Origin of the sequence: Shewanella sp. NIFS-20-20 (assembly GCF_019209865.1) — a bacterium.
Lineage (GTDB): Bacteria > Pseudomonadota > Gammaproteobacteria > Enterobacterales > Shewanellaceae > Shewanella.
In genome coordinates, this window is sequence record NZ_JAHUTT010000021.1 from 1 (window position 1) to 17,419 (window position 17,419).

Consider the following 17,419-nt stretch of genomic DNA (forward strand, 5'->3'; position numbering starts at 1 on the left):
CTGAAATGCTCTTTGATGGTATCTATATTCATGGCAACTCCTCAAAAGAGGAGCATAAGATCACAGCTAGCTCATTAGGTCAATTTTGATTTGCCATTGGGCAAAAAACGTTCATGATCTGCCCCTGATTAACCTCTCCTTTAATTAATGGTTATCATTATTTGTGAGCATTGATAATTGTCTGTAAGGACTTTGATAATGTATTTAGAGCTTCTTTCCGCTCTTCCAAATAATCATGCTGATTATAAATTCCTTCAACACCTTTGAGCTTATGGTTGAGGCAACGCTCAGCCACATGACCTGATGTACCCTGTTTAGCTAGTAATGTACGGCAAGTACGGCGTAGATCATGAACAGTGAAGTGGGCCATATCCTCCATCTTGTTAAGAGGCTGCTTTTTTTTACCTGCTTCATGACCAAAGAGTTTGGTGATTGCTCTATTTAAGGTATCTGAACCCATGTGAGGATTCTTGCTGGTTCTACGGCTAGGAAACACATATTCAGAGCCACAAGCTCTTACTTTTAGCTCTAGTACCCAGTCCATCACTATTTCAGGTAATGGAATAGTAATGCCAACACCTGATTTACTGCGCTTTTTTGGTAAGTTCCATATCTTATCTTCAAGATCAAACTCCTTCCATGTCGCTTCAGCCAGTTCCGACTTCCTAACTCCCAGAGTAACCAGTAACGCACATGCTAGATAGTTGTCACGACTAAAGCTGTCATTGTTTTCGCGTGCGGTTTTGAAAAACTGGGTTAGTTCTTCGATGGTTAAAGCTCTGTCTTTGCTTTTTTCTACGCCACCAGCATCAGTAACCGAAAATGCACTCGCTGGATTTGCACCAAGCAGATCCAGTTTTATGCCGTGATTGAAAAGTTGTTTACAGTACATCAGAGCGTCGTTAGCTATTGCTGGGCGGTTAGTGGCTGCGATGGCTTGCAATACTGCTCTTATGTCTCTGGCGGTAACGCTATCGACGTTAAAGCTGCCTATATGCGGTGCAATATCTTTGCGGTAAATACGTTGTGGGATCTCATGATGTTTAAGTCTTTTAATATTTCCGATATGCCAATCGGCAAAGAGATCATCAACGGTTTTTATGGTGGCTTGTTCGGAGCGCTTCTTGGCTATTAGAGGGTCTAATCCGTCACGTAACTGCTTCATTTTTATCGCAGCTTCAGCACGTGCATTTGCCAGTGAAAGATCACTACTCTTGGCCAGTGTCATCTCTTTGCGTTTCTTGTTGGCGGTGTAGCGGAGCATCCAGAATGGCTTTCCGGATTTGGGAACAACAAAATACAGGCCCTCGCCATCAGCGAATCTGCCTGGTACTCCTTTAGATTTTGCTGCAACTTCCTTTGCGGTTAACTTTCCCATAAGCGCTTAGTCTCCAGTCAAATACAAAGGTGGGTGTTTACCCACCACTACGTATTGACTATATACTAATGCACTCACCATATCACCCACCATTTAGCGCTGTAAAGTGGTGGGTGGTAATGGACCTTTATGGACTGAGTTTTAAATAAATCCTTTTAAATCAGTTGCGAATACATCTAAATGGACGCTAGCAAATATTATTCTACGTTCTGAATTTGCTCGCGCATTTGCTCGATTAATACTTTCAACTCCACAGCGGCAGCGGTGATGTCGGCGCTGATGGACTTGGAGGCGAGGGTGTTGGACTCACGGTTAAATTCTTGCATCATAAAATCTAGGCGACGCCCTTCGCTGCCGCCTTTTTTGAGGATGCGGCGGGCTTCGGTTACATGGGCTTCAAGGCGATCCATTTCTTCGGCGACGTCTTGTTTTTGTGCCAGTAATACCATCTCTTGTTCAATTCGCGCGGGATCGAGTTCGCCTTGGATGTCGGCCAAGCGATTGGTGAGCTTATCACGCTGATATTGCAGTACGGTTGGCATGTGAGCCCGTACCACGGCGATTTGCTCGCTCACGCCATCTAAGCGGGCTTGGAGCATGTCGTTGATGGCGGCGCCTTCACGGCCACGGGCCTCAATAAATTGGTCGATAGCTAAATCAAAGGCGGCCATTAAATCGGCGCCAATAGCATCCATGTCGCGTTCGGCGCTGGATAGTACCCCAGGCCAACGTAAGATGTCGGTGAGGCTGACGTCGCCTTGTCCTGCTTCTTGCTTTAACCATTGCGCGGCGCCGAGCAATTGCTTGGCCAAGGCTTGGTTGACTTGTAATTCGTTATTAGTATTTTCAGCCAGTTCATAACGCAGATTGACTTCGACCTTGCCACGATTCAGGCGTTTGCGCAGACGGTCGCGTAACACGGGTTCGAAGCTGCGAAATTGTTCAGGCAACCTGAGGTAGGTTTCAAGGTAGCGCTGGTTGACGGAGCGAATTTCCCATGAGGCGGTGCCCCATTCAGCTTTGTGTTCAATGCGAGCGTAGGCGGTCATGCTTTGGATCATGCGAAGTTTCCAGGTGACGTCGAAAGTTAATCCAGATTATAGCCTTGGGTCGGGGCTGGGGGAACCTTTAACGGGTACAGACCGCGATTTGGCTATGCAAGCGTGGCATAAATGTGGAAAATCCCTATAATATGCCCTCAGATTTGATCTTATTCTCAAGCACAGGAATTCTCATGCGTCCAGGCAAGCGTACCCCAGCACAAACCCGCCCGATCACCATTACCCGTAACTTTACTGCTCATGCTGAAGGTTCAGTGTTGGTGGAGTTCGGTGAAACTAAAGTGCTGTGTACTGCCAGCTTCACTGAAGGCGTGCCACGTTTCTTAAAAGGCCAAGGCCAAGGTTGGGTGACCGCCGAGTACGGTATGTTGCCTCGCTCGACGCATAGCCGTATGGATCGTGAAGCCGCTCGTGGTAAGCAATCTGGCCGCACCCAAGAAATTCAACGCCTGATTGGTCGCGCTTTACGTGCCGCAGTTGATATGAAGTTGCTGGGCGAAAACACCATTGTGATTGACTGTGATGTTATTCAAGCCGATGGTGGCACTCGTACTGCCGCCATTACTGGTGCCTGTGTGGCCTTAGTGGACGCTTTAAACTGGGCCCGTGCTAAGGGCGTATTAAAGGCCAACCCGTTGAAGTTCCTGATTGCTGCTGTCAGTGTGGGTATTTTCGATGGCGAAGCCATTTGTGATTTGGAATACATTGAAGACAGCGCCGCTGAAACCGATATGAACGTGGTGATGACCGAAACCGGTAAGATCATTGAAGTGCAGGGCACTGCCGAAGGCGAGCCGTTTAGCCATGAAGAATTATTAGAAATGCTGGAGCTGGCCAAGCACGGCATTCGTGAGATCGTCGATGTCCAGAAAGCGGCATTGAATTGATATGAATAAGGGGACCCGTTGAGGGTCCTTTTTTTCACCCTAAAAACGTCCGTTAAGTGCGGCGTGTAATAAAACTAAAATAGTCACGTGAGGATTACGAGTGAAAGCTTATCAGCGAGAGTTTATTGAATTTGCCCTTGAGCGTCAGGTGTTGAAATTTGGCGAATTTACGCTTAAATCGGGTCGTCAAAGTCCGTATTTCTTTAATGCGGGTTTATTCAATACTGGGCGTGATTTAGCGCGTCTTGGTCGCTTTTATGCCGCCGCCTTAATGGATGCAGGCATTGATTATGATTTGTTATTTGGCCCCGCCTATAAAGGCATCCCGATTGCGACCACGACTGCGGTGGCTCTGGCTGAGCACCATGATGTCGATATGCCTTACTGCTTTAACCGTAAAGAGAAAAAAGATCACGGTGAAGGCGGCTCTTTAGTGGGCAGCGAGCTCACTGGCAAGGTGATGCTGGTCGATGATGTGATTACTGCGGGGACGGCGATCCGCGAGTCTATGGACATTATTCAAGCCCACGAGGCGAGTTTGGCTGGGGTGTTGATTGCCCTTGATCGTCAAGAGAAAGGCAAGGGAGAGTTATCGGCCATTCAAGAGGTTGAGCGTGATTATGGCTGCGCCGTGATCGCGATTATTACCTTGGGTGACTTGATCAGTTATTTGTCTGAAAAGCCCGGCATGGAAACTGAGCTCGCCGCGGTGAGTCGGTATCGCCAGCAATACGGTATTTAGGGGCGCATTAAACGCTGCGCTGCCAGAAACACACTAAAGCCTAAGAGCCATCTCTTAGGCTTTTTTATTGAAACTTTAGCGCGACTATCACTTCTGCGCCGATGACGTTGACTAACGCAGTGTGACCAAAGAGGGGGTGCCATCAGAAAAGTTCACCTCACAATACTTGGCAGCCAAAGCAGCTATGGCTTTGGCTGCGGTCTTCTTGTTGGGCGCGACTTATTATTGATGCAGAAATTCGGCGCGGGTAGCGGGATTGCTTTTAAAAATGCCGCCTAGCGCGGTGGTCGTGGTGGAGCTGGTTGAGTCCATCACGCCGCGGGATTTAACGCAATAATGCACTGCATCCATTTTTACCGCCACATCTTGGGTTTCCAGCAAGGTTTGCAGCGCGACTAACACTTGCTGGGTCAGGCGCTCTTGTACTTGCGGGCGCTGAGCAAAAAAGCGCACGATGCGATTGATTTTCGACAGACCAATAATGTTTTTGCGAGGTAAATAAGCCACGGTGGCGACCCCGTCGATAGTGACTAAGTGATGCTCGCAGGTGCTGGTCATGCTGATATCTTGCACTCGCACCATCTCATCGAACTTCATTTTGTTTTCGATCACTGTGATCTTGGGGAAATTGGCATAGTCGAGGCCGGAAAATATTTCATCGACATACATTTTTGCGATGCGTTTAGGGGTCTCAGCCAAGCTATCATCGCGTAAATCCAGTGACATTAATTCAAGGATGGCACGCATGTGTTGTTCAATCTGATCTTTGCGGGTTTCAGCAGACAGATTGGAAGGTAGCATTGGGGTTTCTAACCCTCGCTCCAATAATGCAGTTTGCACCTTAAGTGCGGCTTCTGACAGTGCCATGTTTCCTCCAACATCAATTGCCAACAGACCCAAATCGTGCCGATGTGTCAGTGGATAAGAGTTCACGACTTGGGCACAGGAGAATACCTTGAAACGCTGCTAATTCATACTCTTTGGCCGATAAAAAAACCGATTAACTCACTCAGGTATTTAGGTTGATTGCCGGTGGGGCTCGTCAATGCCGTTGGTATATTTCGGGGGGCGGCGAAGGTGTGGCCGTGCCAGATAGCGGGGCTACATGGACTCCCCTTTGTCAAGCAATAGTAATCCGACAACAACAGTGGATCTGACAGCAGCTCTACATTCGGCGTTTGATTAGCTTGCTGCCTAAACAGCTTTTGGCTATCGCCCTGATGATTTGCGCTTGAGCAAAGATCTCATTCGTTAAACAGTATTACTTTCTCTTTCAAGAATGATGTACTTCCCAACTAACCAGATTCAATCGCTCTCGGTCTGACCGTGTTATCGTCAATTGCTAATGCGTCGACTCGGTGGGGTTAACCGTTTTGGTTAAACCTTTTTACGTTTTTACATAGTTAACTTGGTATTCATTACCCGATTGAAGTAAAGACCAAATTAAGCGTGCATTTTTAGCTGCTAGGGCGATGACAGCCCGTTTAAATCCTCGTCGTTCGATAAGCGCTTTAATCCATAAACTGGTTCTATCCATTTTGTTAGTACAGTTTGCGATGACAGCGCGAGCACCATGTATTAATGAAGTGCGGATATGCTTCTCACCACGTTTACTAATTCTGCCTAATGTAGGCTTACCGCCTGTTGAATACTGCTTAGGTACCAAGCCTATCCACGCTGCAAATTGGCGGCTAGTCGAAAAGTGTTTTGCATCGCTGACAGTGGCTACAACGGCTGTCGCAGTGACTTCACCAATGCCAGGTATAGTCATTAATCGTTTGGCATCTTTCATTTGATTAGCAAGGGCATAAAGCTTTCTATCAGACTTTAATATGTCTTGGTTTTGTAATTTGATACTTTGCCATAGGTCATCGAGTAATTCGCGTGCTAGGGCTGGCAAAGCGTTGTTAGTATCTTCAAGAATTCCAACAATGTGTTTTTGAGCTGGGTAGCGACCTTTAGGCATGATGATACCGAACTCAGATAATAGGCCTCGAAGGCGATTAATCATTGCTGTCCGGTCTTTTATTTGACCTTGTCTGATACGGTGCAGGCATAGAACAGCTTGTTGTTCTTCGCTTTTAATACTGACAAAGCGTGTTTTAGGTCTTGTTACTGCTTCACATATTGCTTCAGCGTCATTTGCATCGTTCTTTTCACTTTGACGGTATGGGATAACAAATTTAGATGCCATGATGCGCACATCGTGACCGTATTTAGTGAATTCCCTTGCCCAATAGTGTGCACCTGAGCAAGCTTCCATGCCGATAATACAAGGTGGAATGTTAGCGATTTTCTCTAACAGCTTGTTTCTTTTAACGGTTTGCTTTAATTTGGTTTTACCGTATTCATCTACACCATGAAGACTAAAAACTAATTTGGCTAAATCAATGCCAATTGCTTTAATTAAGGACATATGGACTCTCCTTGATTGAATGTTTGCACTTTCAATATGGCACAAAGTGGCCAATTGGTAAGGGGAGTCCATATCATTCGTTATGAGGCGGCTGGTGCAGACGGTAGGATTTTTTTGGGGGGAGGTGGCGGGAATACCCCGCCACGGATGGCTTAGCTTTGCAGTAATTGTTGCTGGATAAAGGTCCACTGCTGTTCAAAGTGATGCGTGGGTTTTTGCTTGAATTCAGTGCGAACAAATTGGGCGATACGGCCTTCGGCAAACGCTAATAATAAGTTGGCTAAAATGGCTTCATCTAAGTTAAAACCCTGGCCTTCACGTAAGGTTTTTTCTCGTAAAATTTGTTTGAGCTGGGTTTCAATTTTTGCAAACAAATTGCTGACACGACTGCGTAATCGTTCATGCTCGCCGAGCAGGGCATCGCCATTGAGTAAGCGCGATATACCGGGGTTGCGTTCGGCAAAAATTAATAACAGCTGTAATGTGAGCTGACAACGACGCATGGTGTCTTTCTCTTCATCCATGATGAGATTGATGCGCGACAGCAGCGAATCTTCAATGAAATCAATTAATCCTTCAAACATCCGCGCCTTACTCGGGAAGTGACGATACAAGGCGGCTTCGGAAACACCCACCTCGGCAGCGAGTTTAGCGGTGGTGATCCGCTGGCCGGGGTTGGTTTCTAGCATATGGGCTAAGCACTGGAGAATATGGTCTCGACGATTGATTTTTTGGCTAACAGCCATGGGCAGTATCCTTCGCTCTATTACATCTTTGGAGGTTATTTGGTGCCTGAATGACCGAATCCACCGGTGCCACGATCGGATGTATCAAATTCATCAACCAAGGTAAATTGCGCTTGTACTACCGGCACAAACACTAATTGGGCTAAACGGTCACCTACTTGCAGCGTGAAGGGTTCAGTGCTGCGGTTCCAGCAGGACACCATTAATGGGCCTTGGTAATCAGAGTCGATTAGGCCGACTAAATTGCCTAAGACGATGCCATGTTTATGGCCTAGACCTGAGCGCGGTAAAATCACGGCGGCTAAGCTTGGGTCGGCGACATGCACGGCGATACCGGTTGGGATCAGCACGGTTTCACCCGGGGCAATGGTGAGGGCGCTATCTGACATGGCGCGCAAATCCATGCCGGCGCTGCCTGGAGTGGCATAGGCTGGCAGCTCGAATTCCGTGCCAATACGTGCGTCGAGAATTTTTAATTCAATAGGTGTTTTCATGGGTTGATAGTATCCGCTAAGCCAATTTAGGCATGTTTCTGGTTGGCAATTAATGTCAGTAATTGCTGTGCCAAGGTCAGTTTGTTGGTTGCCGGTAAGGCATGTTGGCCATCTTGCCAGAATACGTGCAGAGCGTTGCTGTCGGCATTAAAGCCGAGTCCCGGGACAGACACATCATTGGCGGCAATCATATCTAGCTTTTTCGCCGCTAACTTGCCTTTGGCATAATGCTCGACATCTTGCGTTTCGGCTGCAAATCCTACGCAATACGGCTTGTTCGCGAGCGCGGCTACCGAGGCCAAGATATCAGGATTACGAACTAGCGCAAGTGTCATGTTTTCAGATGATTTTTTCATCTTTTGTGGGGCAATATCGGCCACCTTGTAGTCGGCGACGGCCGCGCAGCCGATAAAAATGCTGTGCTGGGCTATGTCGGCCATAACGGCGCTAAGCATGTCATCGGCACCCTCAACGTTGATGCGGGTGACTCCCACAGGACTAGCGAGGGCGGTCGGGCCACTGATCAAGGTGACACTCGCGCCCATGGCGTGAGCCGCTTGGGCGAGGGCATAGCCCATTTTACCCGAGCTATGGTTGGAGATATAACGTACCGGGTCGATGGCTTCGCGGGTTGGGCCTGCGGTAATCATGATGTGCTCGCCCGCCAATAAGGGCGGAGCAAAAAAGGCCGTTGCTGCTTCAGCGATTTGCAGGGGTTCGAGCATACGTCCAGGGCCCACCTCGCCGCAAGCTTGCGAGCCGCTGGCAGGGCCCCACAAGTGCAAGCCACGCTGACTTAAACTACTGAGGTTCGCTTGGGTGGCAGCATTGATGTACATCTGCTGGTTCATGGCCGGGCATAAGGCAATCGGCGCTGACGTTGCAAGCGCACAGGTGGTGAGGAGTTCATCGGCCATGCCGGCATTGATGCGAGCGATAATGTTGGCGGTGGCAGGCGCAATAATAAACAAGTCCGCCCAGCGGGCCAGTTCTATATGTCCCATGGCGGCTTCTGCGGCGGGGTCGAGCAAGTCGCTGGCCACGGGATGACCACTGAGCGCTTGTAAGGTGAGCGGGGTAATAAATTCTTGAGCGCTTTGGCTCATCACCACCCGCACCTCGGCACCGCGTTCTTTTAATCGGCGAACCAGATCGGCACTCTTGTAGGCTGCGATCCCGCCGCCAATACCCAGTAGAATTTTCTTATTCGTCAGACTCACGCACTCAATCTCACCCTGCAAATTAATGGCGCTAACCTTACCACAAAGCGCCATGATAGTGGGATACCTAGCATTGAAATTCCCATGGCAATGCGACGGGGCGACTCTGGCGCTAAAAATTTGAACCATACTAGGTTTTGCTTGAGCGACCATTTGGAGCAATCATGACCATCAAACATTGGCCTGACGGTGAAGGCCCTCGTGACAAACTGCTAAAAAACGGGGTAGGCACGTTAACAGATGCTGAATTATTAGCCGTTTTGTTGCGTCATGGGCTGCCTGGCACTAGCGCGGTTGACCTCGGACGGCAATTATTGACACATTTTGGCGGATTAAGGCCAATATTCTCGGCGTCACAGGCGCAGGTGTGTCGACTTCCGGGCATGGGATCGGTAAAATACGCGCAGCTGCAGGCGGCGACCGAAATTTCGCGTCGCATGGCCCAAGAAAAACTGCAACGAAGTCAGATTTTGACAAATCCTGATTTAACTCGGGAATATTTAATGCGACAATTGGCCGATCGCGCCTATGAGGTGTTCGCCATCTTATTGCTCGACAGCCAGCACAGAGTAATTCAATTTGTTGAGTTATTCCGAGGCACGATAGATTCGGCATCGGTCTACCCCAGAGATGTGGTAGCGCTGGTATTGGAAAAACGCGCTGCCGCTGTCATCGTTTGCCACAATCATCCGTCTGGTATCGCCGAGCCCAGTCAGGCTGATAGGCGAATAACTGAGCGATTGAAAAACGCGTTAACAACTATAGACGTAACCTTGCTAGACCACATGGTTGTTGGGGATCGAGACATAGTGTCGTTCGCGGAACGAGGATGGATAGTATAACTATTGCTTGATCTTTCCTCGGCTATCCTGTATAAAATGCGCCCTTCGTGTGCCTCGGGCGACGGCCATACGAGGCACATTAATGCTCGAGCGTTAAAATTGTTTTTTTGGAGAAGATTGACATGTCAAGAGTATGCCAAGTAACTGGCAAGCGACCAATGGTTGGTAACAACCGTTCGCACGCAAAAAACGCGACCCGTCGTCGTTTTTTACCAAACCTGCAGAACCATCGTTTCTGGTTTGAAGAAGAAAAGCGTTTTGTTAAATTACGTGTATCTACTAAAGGTATGCGTATCATCGACAAGAAAGGTATCGAAGTAGTTGTTGCTGAACTTCGTGCCCGTGGCGAGAAGGTATAATAGATCATGGCTAAAGCTAAAGGTAATCGCGAGAAGATCAAATTAGTTTCAAGCGCTAAGACTGGTCACTTCTACACTACTGAAAAGAACAAGCGTAACATGCCTGAGAAAATGGAGATCAAAAAGTTTGATCCTGTTATCCGTCAGCACGTTATCTACAAAGAAGCTAAAATCAAGTAATAACTTGGTAAGCCTCTTTAAAAAGCCCCTTTTTAATAAAGGGGCTTTTTTTTGCTCTCAATTTGCCTTTGCCAGAAAACTAATTCAAAAAAATGGTGCTTTAGCGAGTTTTGATTCTTTATTTGTGCATATAAATTCACTATTATGATGTTGAATACTTATGGCTTACTTTGAGGGATTTAACTGTGGCATCAATGGTTAGTGAGTTGGTCGCCGGATTTCGCCATTCCGCGCCTTATGTGAATGCGCACCGCGGTAAAACATTTGTGGTGATGCTCGGTGGGGAGGCTATTCAAGAGGGCGAGTTCCGCGCCATTATTAATGATGTTGCCTTGTTGCACAGCCTAGGTATTCGTATCGTGTTAGTGCATGGTGCCCGGCCGCAAATTGAAGCCGAGCTGAAAGAGCGCGGGATGAACTGTGACTATCATCAGGGAGTGCGGGTGACGGATGACGACTGCTTAAAGGTGATTAAGCAGGTGGCCGGCACCTTGATGCTTGATATCTCTGCGCGCTTATCTATGAGCCTAAATAACACCCCGATGCAACACGCCAATATTAACTTGGTGAGCGGTAATTTTGTGATAGCCCAGCCGTTAGGGGTCGATGAGGGCGTGGATTTTTGTCTCAGCGGCAAAGTCAGAAAAATCGACACCGAGGCACTGAACAACCAATTAGATCAGGGCAATATCGTGTTGATGGGCCCAGTGTGCGCCTCTGTGACCGGTGAGAGCTTTAATTTAACCGCCGAAGATATCGCGACCCAAGTGGCGGTCAAACTCAAGGCCGACAAGATGATTGGCTTTTGTCAGTTGCAAGGCTTGCTAGATAAAGATGGCGAGCTTATCACTGAAATGATGCCCAATATGGCGCAAGCGTATTTGCAGCAAGAGCATCACCCTCTGTGTCCGTCAATGCGGGCGTTTGTGTGCGCCAGTATTGATGCGTGCCGTCATGGCGTGAGCCGTTGCCATTTGGTGAGTTACCACACCGACGGCGCTTTATTGCAGGAGCTGTTTTCCCGCGATGGCATTGGCACCCAAATTGTCACAGAAAGCGCTGAAAAACTCAGACGTGCCGACATTGACGATATCGGTGGCGTGCTCAATCTGATTCGGCCACTGGAAGAGCAAGGCGTGCTAGTGCGTCGCTCTCGTGAGCAGCTGGAGATGGAGATTGAACAATTTGTGGTGATCGAGCGTGACAGCCTGATCATAGGGTGCGCGGCGTTGTACCCCTTTGAAGAAGATAATGTCGGCGAGTTTGCTTGCTTGGTGGTGCATCCCGATTATCGCGATGCCGATCGCGGCGCGTTACTGCTTAATACCATCATTAATCAGGCCAAAGTGCGCGGTTATAGCCGTTTGTTTGCCTTAACGACTCGCAGTATTCACTGGTTTTTAGAGCAGGGGTTTGCGTTAGTGGAGGTGGATGCTTTACCCGGTAAGAAAAAGCAACTTTACAACTATCAGCGTCGATCTAAAATTCTTGCGCTAGATTTATCCGTATGATTTGTATAGGTTAGGGATCTTTTAACAAAGAGATCCCACTATGCACGCGATTGATATTCCTCTGGCCACCCCGCCGACCTCTAGTCTATTGATGCTCTTAGGCCTCGTGGTCGGTTTGTTATTATTGGGCGGCTATATTTGGCGCAAACCTATGCCGCAGATTGCCAAGTATGCCAGCTTGGGGTTGTTATTAGGGCTAAGTGTGGTGTTTTGCTATGTTGGCGTGGCGAGCTCTCGCGCGGCCATCGTGATGTCAACGTCGGGGGTATCGTTAGCCATTCCTATTTATGATCATGACTTTAAGCCTGGAGACATCTTGATTGATGGCGTGCGCCGGCTTGATCTTACGCAAGAACCCCAATATCAACTGAGCTATCGTCGCAATGGTGTCGGCCTTTTGGGCTATTCTTTGGGCTGGTTTGACACCAAGGGGACCGGTCGGGCATTGGTGTCGGTGACGGCAGAGGGAGAGTCGATATTACTGCCAACGAAATTGGGTTATAGCGTGATTGTGACGGTCGCGCCGCCGCAGGTGCAGCCCTTATTGGATGCGCTTGGTGCTCACTAGCTCGGCGTTAATCACCATCGGCCCACCAGTGTGGGCCGATGACGTTTTCAGCGGCTGGCGCGGCGCTGACGGCGATTATTGGCCATATCGACAGTAAAGATCACCAAGGCACACCAGATAAAGCCAAAGGTAACGCTCTTCTCGAGGCTAAAGGGCTCGTCAAAATAGACCACGGCTAAGGTAAACATAATGCTTGGGCCTATGTATTGGAAAAATCCCAACACACTTAATGGAATACGCACAGCGGCGCCCGCAAAGCACAGCAATGGTAGGCTGGTGATGATGCCCGCCGCCATTAATAATAGGTTGAGATCCCAATCATTGGTCAGCATATTGGCCCCAGCATCGCTGGGCATCCAAGCTAAATACGCTAAGGCTACCGGCATTAAAATCGCCGTTTCCAGCAATAGACCGCTTTTGGCATCAATATTGACCTTCTTGCGTAATAACGCATACAGGCCAAATGACACCGCCAGTCCGATAGATACAATCGGGATGGAGCCAAAAGAGATCACTTGGATCAATACCCCGAGCGCCGCTAATCCGACAGCCAACCATTGTAGCGGTCGTAAGCGTTCACTGAGAAAAACCATGCCCAGCATGACATTAAACAGAGGGTTGATGTAATAACCTAGGCTAGCATCGAGCATGTGGTTGTTATTCACTGCCCAGATGAATAATAGCCAGTTGCCGGCGATTAAAGTGGAGGTCACGGTTAAGATGGCTAATTGCTTGGGGCGTTTCAACACTTGACGAATATTGGCGGCGCCGCCAGTAACCATTAGCAATAGCATCATAAAGATAAACGACCAGATAATCCGGTGCAGCAAGATTTCTGCCGCAGAAACTTGGCTTAAAAGTTTAAAATATAAGGGTGCAAATCCCCACATACTATAGGCGGCGATGGCGAGTAAAATACCCTTACGGTTTTCCTGTTCGTTCATTAGTGAGTTCATAGAAGGAGATGGCCGGCAATTGTAAAAGGCCGCAGGCCATTTGTCAGCTAATGATACCTGTGGGCGGTAAATCTCTCGCGCTAAAAACAAGACAGGACCGATGAGGTCATTTAGAATAGTCCGCCTGATTATTGGCCCTGAGATATCATGCAAGAGCACCCACTAACATCACCGTTAGATCCCGCGCAGGCTTGTTTACAGCAGATTTTTGGTTACCGCGAATTTCGTCCCGGCCAAAAACAAGTGATCGATGCCGCGTTAATGGGGCAAGACAGTCTGGTGGTGATGCCTACCGGTGGCGGTAAAAGTTTGTGCTATCAAGTGCCGGCCTTAATGCTAGGGGGGTTGACCGTGGTGGTCTCGCCTTTGATTTCACTGATGAAAGATCAGGTGGACAGCTTATTGCAATCAGGAGTGGCGGCAGCCTACCTGAATTCTTCTTTGCCTCGAGAGCAGGCCGCTGAGATTTTTCGGCAATTACGTCAAGCCGAGCTGAGTTTACTGTATGTGTCGCCTGAGCGCTTACTGCAAGGGGATTTCCTCAGCCGGTTAAGTGATTGGCATGTGCGCTTATTTGCGATTGATGAGGCCCACTGTATCAGTGAGTGGGGCCATGACTTTCGTCCTGAGTATGCTGAGCTAGGCATTCTCAAACAAAGCTTGCCTCATGTGCCCTTGATGGCGTTAACGGCCACAGCGGATCAGGCGACTCGCACCAGTATCTGCCAGCGTTTACAGATTGAACCGTTAATCTCGCTATCGAGTTTTGACCGGCCCAATATTCGTTATACCGTGGCAGAGAAGCTCAATGCGGCTAATCAATTAAAACAATTTATTAGCGCTCAAGCGGGCGCCAATGGCATTGTCTATTGTTCCAGTCGTAAGCGGGTGGATGAGGTGGCGCAGCGCTTGCGATTGCAAGGGTTTAATGCCGAGGCTTATCATGCTGGGCTGACACCTGAAGAACGCGCGCAGGTGCAAGATAAATTCCTCAAAGATCAAATTGAAATCGTTGTGGCCACCGTTGCCTTTGGCATGGGGATTAATAAATCCAATGTGCGCTATGTGGTGCATTATGATATCCCGAAGAGTATCGAAGCCTATTATCAGGAAACCGGGCGTGGTGGACGTGATGGCCTCGATGCCGAAGCCTTTATGTTATTTGATCCTGCCGATATTAATCGAGTGCGCCATTTTGTCGAGCAATTGCCCGAGGGGCCGCAAAAGCAAGTGGAATACCATAAGCTGAATTCGATGGCGGCCTTTGCCGAAGCACAAACCTGCCGTCGACAGGTATTGCTGCACTACTTCGATGAAAGCGCCCGTGAGCCTTGTGGCAACTGCGATATTTGTCTCGATCCGCCGACGCAGTTTGATGCGAGCTTAGAGGCACAAAAGGTGCTGTCTTGTATATACAGGTTAAATCAGGGCTTTGGGATCAATCATGTGATTGAAGTCTTGCGCGGCTCGAAAGCCGCAGCGGTATTAGATCGTGGTCACGATAAGCTCTCGACTTGGGGGATTGGCAAAGACAAAAGTCACGAGTATTGGTTGAGCATTATTCGCCAATTGATCCATCTCGGGCTCATTAGTCAAGATGTCACTCGTGGTTCGCGCTTACGCCTTAATCCGCCGGCACGTGCGGTGTTAAAAGGGGAGCAGGTACTAATGTTGGCAGAGCCGAGGATCGTTATCAGTGTCAGTACGCCAAAGCGGGCGAATCGTAGTCGTGCGCCTCTGAATTACGATCGCCGTCTCTTTGCCCGTCTCAAGCAATTGCGTCGCCAGCTGGCCGAAGAGCACGACATCCCACCATACTTAGTGTTTAACGATGCTAGCTTGACAGAAATGGCCGCGATGATACCGACCACCTCGGCAGAAATGCTGGCGGTTAACGGAGTGGGCGAGCGCAAGCTTGAGCGCTTTGGTAACGCCTTTCTTGATGAAATCGCAGCGTTTATTAGCGGAGATTAGCGGCTGTTATTTTGGGGGCTGTGACTTAGCTTCAGCGTTAATAATGTCACCACGGCGGCGACTCGCCTGTTGATGGTCAACGCCATGGTTAGCTGTGTTTAGCCCGTGGCTTGGCGGTTGCATTGGTAACTGAGCTGGTTGATCCCCGCCCGTTTTATGATCGACTCCGGCGTGTCAAAATGTTGCATGCTCGCCATGCCTAAATGCCAGCTGATATCGACATTGACTGCCTCAAGGGCAAATTTGACTTGAAAGCGCACTCGTTTCGCCGCTTCGGTGTGAGTATTGGGCAGCACTATCACGGTCCGGCCATCGTCAAAACTAATTAACTCGTCTTGCTGTCGCAATCGCGACACCAATAAGCTATTGAGGTCATCGGCACTTAACTGCGCTTGTTCGGGCACCGTCAGTAAAATAATGCTCAAGGGCTGCTGTTTTAATTTGGCCACGCTGAGCAATTGCTTCAAGCTATTATTCGAAGCCAACGTCGGTAATTGAGACCCGGTTGAAAACACCTTTTGCCGCTGACTGCCGACCCAAATCATGGGCACGATCACAAAGAAAAGTAGTGCAACCAGCAAATAAGGCGTCACAAAATTCCACGGTGAGCTTAAGGTGTTTGCCGCTGGCGTGGGCGGAGGTAATTGATGCGAATGCGAAAAATGCATCTTACTCAGCTGGTGTTGTTGCTGCTGTAAGGCAAAGTAGGCCGCTTGCAGCGCGGCATAGGCAGAGTCGGTTTGCCCATTCGCGCTAAAATGCTCGGCCAGTAAGTGCTGTAACCGTTCAACATCGGCGTATTGCTGTAATTGATTGGCCTGGGCGATTGCTTGTTCTAGCATAGGTATCGCGCGAGTGGTTTGGCCATCGAATAAATAGGCCTGCGCCAATAAACTGGCCGCTTTTAAGGTGTCGATGGCTTGATCTTCTTGGGTGAAGGCAGTTAATGCCAGTTCAAGTAATTCTATGGCGGCGAGCATGTGGCCGCTGCTCATTTCAATGGAGGCAATCTCACTGTAGCTGGCCGCCAGTTCAAATGGTGAGGCTAGATAAGGAAGCAGGGCTTTGGCTTGTTGCAAAGACTGCTGTGATTGAGCCACCAATTCCATGTCGAGATAGAGCCTAGCTGCGCTCAATAACACTTGATGACGTACCTTGTTATCTGCTTTGGCGGTAGTCATGGCCAGCTGGATATTGTGCAGCGCTTGGATGTGGTCATGACTGGTGTAATAAAGTTGTGCTAAGGTGATTTGCAAATACGCTGCGGGCACACGGATCCAATCATTGGCTTGGCGGTCAATATTTTCGTGACTATTGAGCGCCAAGCGTAAATCTTCGGTTGCCCCCATCAATAGGCCTTGTTGCAGTTGTAATTGCCCCCTCAAGAGTAAGCTGTAGATCAGCGCATCCGTTTGTTTCGACTCGTGGGCCATTTGCATGGCTTGATCCAGTAATGAGAATGCGGTGGCTTTATCGTGGCGATTAAAGTAGGCCGATGACATGCAGTTTAAAAAATAGGGGATGGCCGCTTGGATATTCCATAAGCTGGCTTCGGCTTTGGCGCGACGAGCCAGATTGATCGCGGCTTGATTGGCGTTGGTTTGTAGCAGGGTTTCGCATTGCAACAAGGTGAGGCGTAATTGCTGTTGGTGCGACAAGCGACTAGCATCCATTTGATCTAATGCCTGTTGGCTGCTCAAGGGGTGCTCAAAGGCAAGCGTGGCGAGTGAGGTTAAGTCATCTGAACGTGCGGCCATTACTTGAGAACAAACACATACTCCTAAGATGAGCAGCAGACGCAAATCCATTGTTACTCCATCTCACTCTGCCAAGCCAGCACACGAATGGGCATTCATGTTATTGGCGAATAAACAATATGATAACCCGCAAGCGCGATAAATATATAGGTGGAATGTATATTTTTTTAGGTAGTTGTGATCAACATGAAAAAAATGAGGCTTGACACTGACATAGTGGCAGGTTAGAAATTAGCACAGGTGAATTATATTTAGGCAATTGCCTCACGCCGATTTCACAGGATAAATCTGATGATTAGTTTGAATGTTTCATTATTACTGCGCCTAC

The 17,419-nt window shown here is 48.7% G+C and carries 17 protein-coding genes; 8 read left to right on the forward strand and 9 right to left on the reverse strand.

Translation table 11 applies throughout. The annotated features are described in order from the left end of the window. Positions 1–157 precede the first annotated feature (157 nt). The gene (locus tag KU855_RS08580) at positions 158–1,378 is read right to left on the reverse strand and encodes a site-specific integrase (protein ID WP_218529884.1); all 1,221 of its coding nucleotides are present in this window, start codon (positions 1,376–1,378) and stop codon (positions 158–160) included. Positions 1,379–1,575: 197 nt separating this feature from the next. Beyond that, entirely contained in the window at positions 1,576–2,439 is an 864-nt protein-coding gene (locus KU855_RS08585; protein WP_218529885.1) for a YicC/YloC family endoribonuclease, read from the reverse strand. Between the two features lie 173 nt (positions 2,440–2,612). Here KU855_RS08585 and rph point away from each other — a divergent pair, with 173 nt between their 5' ends. Both rph and pyrE read left to right on the forward strand, forming a co-directional pair. After that, positions 2,613–3,326: a ribonuclease PH gene (gene rph / locus KU855_RS08590; RefSeq protein WP_218529886.1), complete on the forward strand. Its 714-nt coding sequence runs from the start codon at positions 2,613–2,615 to the stop codon at positions 3,324–3,326. Positions 3,327–3,426: 100 nt separating this feature from the next. After that, positions 3,427–4,068: an orotate phosphoribosyltransferase gene (gene pyrE, locus KU855_RS08595; RefSeq protein ID WP_218529887.1), complete on the forward strand. Its 642-nt coding sequence runs from the start codon at positions 3,427–3,429 to the stop codon at positions 4,066–4,068. A 222-nt stretch (positions 4,069–4,290) separates the two neighbouring features. On the opposite strand, the gene folE is transcribed toward pyrE, so the two are convergent. The 5 genes from folE to coaBC form a co-directional block, all read right to left on the reverse strand. Next, entirely contained in the window at positions 4,291–4,935 is a 645-nt protein-coding gene (folE, locus tag KU855_RS08600) for a GTP cyclohydrolase I FolE (RefSeq protein WP_218529888.1), read from the reverse strand. Between the two features lie 520 nt (positions 4,936–5,455). Beyond that, the gene (locus KU855_RS08605) at positions 5,456–6,484 is read right to left on the reverse strand and encodes an IS110 family transposase (RefSeq protein WP_218529889.1); all 1,029 of its coding nucleotides are present in this window, start codon (positions 6,482–6,484) and stop codon (positions 5,456–5,458) included. A 152-nt stretch (positions 6,485–6,636) separates the two neighbouring features. After that, positions 6,637–7,230, reverse strand: a complete 594-nt coding sequence (gene slmA / locus KU855_RS08610) for a nucleoid occlusion factor SlmA (RefSeq protein WP_218529890.1) — start codon at positions 7,228–7,230, stop codon at positions 6,637–6,639. 35 nt (positions 7,231–7,265) lie between these two features. Continuing rightward, a complete protein-coding gene (dut, locus tag KU855_RS08615) occupies positions 7,266–7,724 on the reverse strand; it encodes a dUTP diphosphatase (protein WP_218529891.1) in 459 nt (152 codons plus the stop codon). 26 nt (positions 7,725–7,750) lie between these two features. Continuing rightward, positions 7,751–8,998 (reverse strand): bifunctional phosphopantothenoylcysteine decarboxylase/phosphopantothenate--cysteine ligase CoaBC, encoded by a 1,248-nt coding sequence (coaBC, locus tag KU855_RS08620; RefSeq protein WP_218529926.1) that lies wholly within the window; start codon positions 8,996–8,998, stop codon positions 7,751–7,753. A gap of 110 nt (positions 8,999–9,108) precedes the next feature. Here coaBC and radC point away from each other — a divergent pair, with 110 nt between their 5' ends. The 5 genes from radC to KU855_RS08645 all read left to right on the forward strand — a co-directional run bounded on the left by radC (position 9,109) and on the right by KU855_RS08645 (position 12,404). Further along, on the forward strand, positions 9,109–9,786 hold the full coding sequence (gene radC / locus KU855_RS08625) for a DNA repair protein RadC (protein WP_218529892.1): 678 nt from the start codon (positions 9,109–9,111) through the stop codon (positions 9,784–9,786). 122 nt (positions 9,787–9,908) lie between these two features. Beyond that, on the forward strand, positions 9,909–10,145 hold the full coding sequence (gene rpmB / locus KU855_RS08630; protein ID WP_140930315.1) for a 50S ribosomal protein L28: 237 nt from the start codon (positions 9,909–9,911) through the stop codon (positions 10,143–10,145). 6 nt (positions 10,146–10,151) lie between these two features. Then, positions 10,152–10,325: a 50S ribosomal protein L33 gene (rpmG, locus tag KU855_RS08635; protein ID WP_007651290.1), complete on the forward strand. Its 174-nt coding sequence runs from the start codon at positions 10,152–10,154 to the stop codon at positions 10,323–10,325. A 194-nt stretch (positions 10,326–10,519) separates the two neighbouring features. Then, on the forward strand, positions 10,520–11,836 hold the full coding sequence (gene argA / locus KU855_RS08640; protein WP_218529927.1) for an amino-acid N-acetyltransferase: 1,317 nt from the start codon (positions 10,520–10,522) through the stop codon (positions 11,834–11,836). 40 nt (positions 11,837–11,876) lie between these two features. Next, entirely contained in the window at positions 11,877–12,404 is a 528-nt protein-coding gene (locus tag KU855_RS08645) for a PH domain-containing protein (protein ID WP_218529893.1), read from the forward strand. Between the two features lie 47 nt (positions 12,405–12,451). Here KU855_RS08645 and rarD read toward each other — a convergent pair whose 3' ends face one another. Continuing rightward, positions 12,452–13,348 (reverse strand): EamA family transporter RarD, encoded by an 897-nt coding sequence (gene rarD / locus KU855_RS08650; protein WP_218529894.1) that lies wholly within the window; start codon positions 13,346–13,348, stop codon positions 12,452–12,454. Positions 13,349–13,507: 159 nt separating this feature from the next. Between rarD and recQ the strand changes: the two genes are divergently transcribed. Continuing rightward, positions 13,508–15,334 carry a DNA helicase RecQ gene (recQ, locus tag KU855_RS08655; protein WP_218529895.1) on the forward strand — a complete coding sequence of 609 codons (1,827 nt, stop codon included), beginning with the start codon at positions 13,508–13,510 and terminating at the stop codon, positions 15,332–15,334. Positions 15,335–15,432: 98 nt separating this feature from the next. Here recQ and KU855_RS08660 read toward each other — a convergent pair whose 3' ends face one another. Next, positions 15,433–17,142 carry a tetratricopeptide repeat protein gene (locus KU855_RS08660; RefSeq protein ID WP_218529896.1) on the reverse strand — a complete coding sequence of 570 codons (1,710 nt, stop codon included), beginning with the start codon at positions 17,140–17,142 and terminating at the stop codon, positions 15,433–15,435. Positions 17,143–17,419: the final 277 nt, after the last annotated feature.